This window comes from Escherichia sp. E1V33, assembly GCF_004211955.1.
GTDB lineage: Bacteria > Pseudomonadota > Gammaproteobacteria > Enterobacterales > Enterobacteriaceae > Escherichia.
Genome location: NZ_RHJI01000043.1, coordinates 1 through 5,814 on the forward strand (window position 1 = coordinate 1; position 5,814 = coordinate 5,814).

A 5,814-nucleotide genomic window follows, 5' to 3' on the forward strand; every position below is an offset into this window, starting at 1 on the left:
CTAAAACGGGTCTATTTACATATCCACGGGATGGTTTAACTCTATAGCACAGGATTAATGCTGGCGCAGCAGACAATGTCTAAAGATTTAACGCACTTATCGATTACCAGGACAAATACACTTTTTCAAAATCATTGCAAATACTTTGCCTTTCATTTCAAAAAAATAAATCATAATTTTTATATCCCCTTCAACAGGGTCCAGTGGCTGTATGCTGATTTATAACTCGCTACAGTGCTAACAATCATCCTACTTGTTCATTAACCAAAATTACATCAATACAGGAATCACCCTCTCTTCATGGCGCTTATTCATAATTTAACTTAATGAATGCTGATTATAAGATAGTACATGCTTTTGCTTCATCAACATTTTTTCCTAAAGCAAAATTATTTTTAACATAAAAATGCCTTCATCTATAGAATATGTACAATACCAACAAAATAATTAGCCACGGTTTTGTTCTTAAAAGTATAACGGTCGTGATCGGTTCGATTTGCCAGGTTATATCGCCTGCTATGGCCAGTGCGGATGCCGCTTTGCTCGCCGAGCAAAAAGCCACGCCTTATGAAACGCAACGAGATAGCTCACGTACGGATACAGAAGCGGAAGATCGTGATCAGGAAAATGCTCAATTAACTCAGTTAGCCGCTTTCGCGTCTCAGGCTGGAGGAGTGCTTTCTGGTCATACGGATAGCAACATGGCAAAAGCGATGGCCAAAGGCTTTGTGCTGGGTAAGGCAAATCAAAGCGCCGCTGAATGGCTGCAACATTACGGAACAGCACAAATAGAAATCAACGCCGACGATAACTTATCGCTAAAAGATTCCTCTTTTATATTGCTTCATCCGTGGTACGACGTGCCGAACAATCTGCTGTTTTCTCAAAGCGGCGTCCACCGTGTGGACGGGCGGGGCATTGTGAACCAAGGCATTGGTTATCGCCACTTCAACCAGCAAACGATGTATGGCCTCAATACCTTTATCGATTACGATTTATCTGGTGATCATGCCCGGGCGGGGATTGGCGCCGAATACTGGCGTAATTTTGTTAAATTTTCCGCTAATGGCTACATCGGGCTAACCGGATGGAAAGCATCTCCGAATGTTGAAGATTATGAAGAACGGCCTGCCAATGGTTGGGATTTACGTCTGGAAGGATACCTTCCCGCTCTCCCGCAACTGGGGACAAGGCTAACGTATGAGCAGTATTTCGGTCGGGAGGTCGCGCTGTTTGGTAAAGAAAACCGGCAGAAAAACCCCCGGGTTCTTACTGTCGGCGTGAATTTCACTCCATTTCCGTTGCTGACATTAAGCGCGGAACATCGCACTGGCGAGAGTGGAAAACATGACACTCAGCTAAAAGCGGATGTGAACTGGCGCATCGGCACCCCACTCCGTCAGCAATTAAATACGGATGCCGTAGAAGGCATTCGTACCCTGAATGGCAGCCGCTATGACCTTGTTAATCGTAATAACGACATCGTTCTTGAGTATCGCAAACAAACCGTTATCAAATTACACCTCCCGGGGCGAGTAACAGGAAAATCAAAACAGGTCATTCCGTTGTTGCCTGATGTGCAGGCAAAACATGGTTTGAAAGATATTGAATGGGATGACGCATCATTTTTAGCCGCGGGCGGTAAGTTGATCGGTCAGGGAGCCCACTGGCAGATGGTGTTGCCGGAATGGAAAGATGGCGCGATCAATGCATGGGGAATCTCCGCTATTGCGCATGATACCCGTGGTAATGCATCGCAACCCGCCGAAATGCAGGTTGTTCTTACGCCACCGATAATAAGTAAGAAATATTCCAGTCTTAGCATCGCCGTGGCGCATCTGCTGGCAGATACAAAAACACAAACTACGTTGACAATTGCTCTACTGGATAATGAGAAAAAACCGATAAGCGGCAAAGCAGAGCAGATAATTCTCAATGGTGCATTTACTCCAATCAACTCGCTGGTAGACGGTATGGCTTTGGCGAAAGGAACCGTCACTTTAAAGCCTCAGGCTCCGGTATTGCCGCAACTGGGAAAACTCAAAGAGTCTGGTAATGGAATTTACACAACAACGGTAACTGCCGGTGAAAGTGCTGGAAAATTTACTATTACTGCAAGCCTGGAAGATACAACGCTGGCATCTGCTGACATCATTTTTACAGATACATCAGCCGCACTTGAGCAAAGTACGCTTACTGCTGACAAGACAACGTTTTCTGTCGGAAGCACGGAAAAGTCGACTCTGGCCCTTACCTTGCAAGACAGCAAGGGCCAGCCAATTAGCAACGAAAAAGAACGCATAACATTCTTTATTGCTGACAGTACTGTAGATACATCGAAATATTCCTTCGATACCGTTCAGGAAAGCAACCCTGGACACTACACCACAACATTTAGTGGTCTTCTGGAAAATCCAAAGTTACCTGTTGGCGTCAAAATTAATGGCAAAGATACCGGCAAACGCCTGATCTTTAATCTGACAACAGTTTCTGTCGCAACGGTTACTGGTGTGCCTGTAGTGGGAAATACGCTGACAGCAACAATGCCTTGTAGCACAGACTGCAATGCGTTGACTTACCAATGGCAGAGAGAAGATCAAGCAGGTAGTAATAATTATGTCGATATTCCGGGTGCCACAGCGATGACATATGTTCCTTCCACCGCCGATCAAAAGCGAAAAGTGCGGGTACAAATTATCAAATGACTTATTACTGAGCCAGAAAGTCATCGTTATCCCATATCTGTATTGTGTATTTGTTAATAAATAGTAAGACAAGAGAATATGAAACTAAGCTTAAAAAAAAAGACTGCCGCCAGCATTACAATGGGCTTCTTACTCAGTATGAGTGTTAATGCCGTCGCAGCAATAATCACCTCTTCCGCAACGATGTCCATTACAGGACATGAGCCAACCCTGACTGCAGGTGAGATTACTTTTGAGGATAAAAATGCAAATGGCATTCTTGACCACGGCGATGTCGTAAAAATCGATCCCGCTCATGACTTTGCATTTGCCGATGTTGATGGAGATAAACCCGATACAACGACTCCCCGACTCTATAGCTGGAAGATTGGTTCTACTGAAGTGGCGGTGACCGAAACTTACACTATTCAGGACAAAGATTTAGGACAGACAATTACACTATTTGTTACTCCACAAACTGACAAAAATATTACTGAGCCATTCCAGGGCACACCTGTTCAGGCTACGGTAAACGGAACAGCGGGTGGACTACCGATTTCTGGAAGCGACGATGTCATTAAAGTGGTAATTAGCGGCGGTACCGGTGTTTCTGGCGCACCTATCGTTAATGACACTCTGACAGCTACACCAACCTGTACAAAAGCGTGCGGTGTATTGAACTACCAGTGGCAGGTCGAGGACTCCGTCAATAGCGGTAAATATATCGATATAACAGGGGCAACAAACAGTACTTGGAAAGTCACTAAAGAGACTCAGAAACGAAAAGTTCAGGTGGTTGTATCCAATCCTTGATGCTTCTGTTTTTCTTCCCAAATAAAGGGAATAAAGAACAGTAGTAATGTGCTATTTTTAATAGTCAGAAAACCGCCACACTAATTATAACGGCGGTTTTCTGAAAAACTTAAACTAATCCCCTATGTAGATAAAAATAACAATCAACAAACAGACCTGTAAATCAACAGCCTATTTTTTTGTTATATTTATCGCCTGTACGGTGCATGCAGAATTACCACATTTATCCCAGTGAGGATGCACAACATAAGCACACCCTGCCAATGAAGATAATATGCCACCTATGATTAATAATTTATAATTTGACATATTAATACCAAAATATTATTGCAATAGAATATAAACATGGATGCCAGCGTTATTGCTGGTATCCATGTTTGACTTACATTACTGTATCGATATTAAGAATTAGCGTAGAAGACACAGCTTCAGCGTTCCCTTCAGTCTCATACCAGATAATTAACTTACTACTGGTTGTACCAAAAGGATCGCTGTTGCAATTACAAAGGTCTTCATACATAACCTCGACCTGGAGGTAACCTAGTGTAACATCTGCTGGCATAATTTCGTAGGAGTGAAGCAACCGACTGGGTAAATTTGAATAAACATAATTATCATCATCGTAATACGATAATTCAATTTTAGTATTAATAACATCTCCCGCAGTAAGGTTTCCAGCAACCGGAATACGATAGTACATATGTTCACCAGGCAGGCCATTCCCAATACGATGCTTATTAATGATCCCTCCTGATACCATTTCCGTTCCACTAACATCAATAAAGGTTGGTGATTTTAACGTTCCTTTTTTCGGCGGCGTCACTGGAATTGCCTTCGTGACAATAAGTCTTTTATGTTCAGAAATCCCTACGTTGCCGCTACGTTCAGCAACAATGTATGAAATCCTGTTTTTGGCTTTATTTACGTTATCCTGTACCATTAACTCTGTAGTATCGAATTCAAAGGGATAAATCGTTTTCTGCGGTTTTGAAGGAACCTCATAACGCCCCAAAAAAGTTCGATCACCAATAACAGCTGTTCCCATAAGATCAACATAAGTTGGCTCATTAAACACAAGAATGGTATCGTTTATAAAACCGCCATAATCAGGTTTAGATTCGGTATCTTCCAGAGATTTGAAATGCAAATTCACTTTCTGTTGATCTTCATCAAGAATATCACCGTCAGTATTTTCAAAGTACATTGAATATCCCATGTACTCTGGCGTAATGCCTTCAATAAACAGACCTTTAGAGTCAGAAGTATCAATATCCGGGGAACCTGAACTTACTGTCATTACCAGGAAACCGGCATCTTTAGCACAGGGGTAAATACGGAACTTTGCCACGCCAGTTTTCGATGCTGAATCATTTTTAAGGTTAATAACAAAACCATCAAGTTTACTCGAGGTTAAATTACTAACATAATGATATTGCATGTCAGGATATGCTTTGCCCCCCCCCTGATTAGTATCAGACATCATAAAAAATACGTTTTCGAATACCGCCTGCGCCATACTTACAGGTCGCAGATACAGTTGGATATCCTGATGTGTTTCATCGCCAGGATATTTCGTCAAATTACGTTTATACGTTATCGTACCAGTAATATAGGTGACACCAGACAGATTTGAATAACTATCATTAAGAGTTTCCGGGGCATTCAAATCAATAATCTGAGTGTCATCAAAAGAGATAGTAATCTCATCATCGAGATCAGTATTTGACTCCAGTACATAATATTGGCAGTGACATGTTACTGGCGCAGCTGCTCCCAGGGCTTGTACAGTCAATGTCAAGTCGATCGCTTTATCGCCCAGAGCAATATTGTTAGGTACATTGAACGAATACTTGTACATATAAACTTTGCTACCGTCAGTATCCGTAAATTCTCCCTCACCTTGTGGTTTTGGTAAAATATTTTTACTCGCCACATCCATTTTTATTGCGCTAGGATCCATGGCAATTTCCGCGTTCTGGTATTTATAATAAAATTCCAGATAAATAATCTGCCCTCGCACTATCCCTTTCTGAGAAGGGAAGCTGCATGTTAATACCCCTGGAGTGAGGGCGTTAACATGAGAAGTCACCGGATGAGCATCTCTGAGATATTTCTCAGATTTAAACTTCTCTATAGATTTAATTTTTCGCATATTTAACATGACATCACCTTTAACTTTATTAATTACATTGTTATATCAATGAATACTTCGCGCAGATAAGAGAATTCCTGCTTATTCTGGCAATAGTATTCCACTCTCAGCGTGCTCTGATCCACGCCCTGCGGCGGCATATCGCAGCCCGCCAGATCGTCTATG

General features: G+C 42.2%; 3 protein-coding genes. 2 read left to right on the forward strand and 1 reads right to left on the reverse strand.

The annotated features are described in order from the left end of the window. Nucleotides 1–425 precede the first annotated feature (425 nt). Both D9742_RS22720 and D9742_RS22725 read left to right on the forward strand, forming a co-directional pair. Complete coding sequence (locus D9742_RS22720) at nt 426–2,705, forward strand: inverse autotransporter beta domain-containing protein (protein ID WP_130238312.1); 2,280 nt, start codon at nt 426–428, stop codon at nt 2,703–2,705. A 78-nt stretch (nt 2,706–2,783) separates the two neighbouring features. Beyond that, entirely contained in the window at nt 2,784–3,497 is a 714-nt protein-coding gene (locus D9742_RS22725) for a ZirU family protein (RefSeq protein WP_130238313.1), read from the forward strand. Nucleotides 3,498–3,879: 382 nt separating this feature from the next. On the opposite strand, the gene D9742_RS22730 is transcribed toward D9742_RS22725, so the two are convergent. Continuing rightward, complete coding sequence (locus D9742_RS22730; RefSeq protein ID WP_130238314.1) at nt 3,880–5,658, reverse strand: hypothetical protein; 1,779 nt, start codon at nt 5,656–5,658, stop codon at nt 3,880–3,882. Nucleotides 5,659–5,814: the final 156 nt, after the last annotated feature.

Bases quoted from the DNA above. Each gene is read 5' to 3' on its own strand.
- D9742_RS22720 (WP_130238312.1), top strand. From the start codon at position 426: ATGTACAATACCAACAAAATAATTAGCCACGGTTTTGTTCTTAAAAGT.
- D9742_RS22725 (WP_130238313.1), top strand. From the start codon at position 2,784: ATGAAACTAAGCTTAAAAAAAAAGACTGCCGCCAGCATTACAATGGGC.
- D9742_RS22730 (WP_130238314.1), bottom strand. From the start codon at position 5,658: ATGTTAAATATGCGAAAAATTAAATCTATAGAGAAGTTTAAATCTGAG.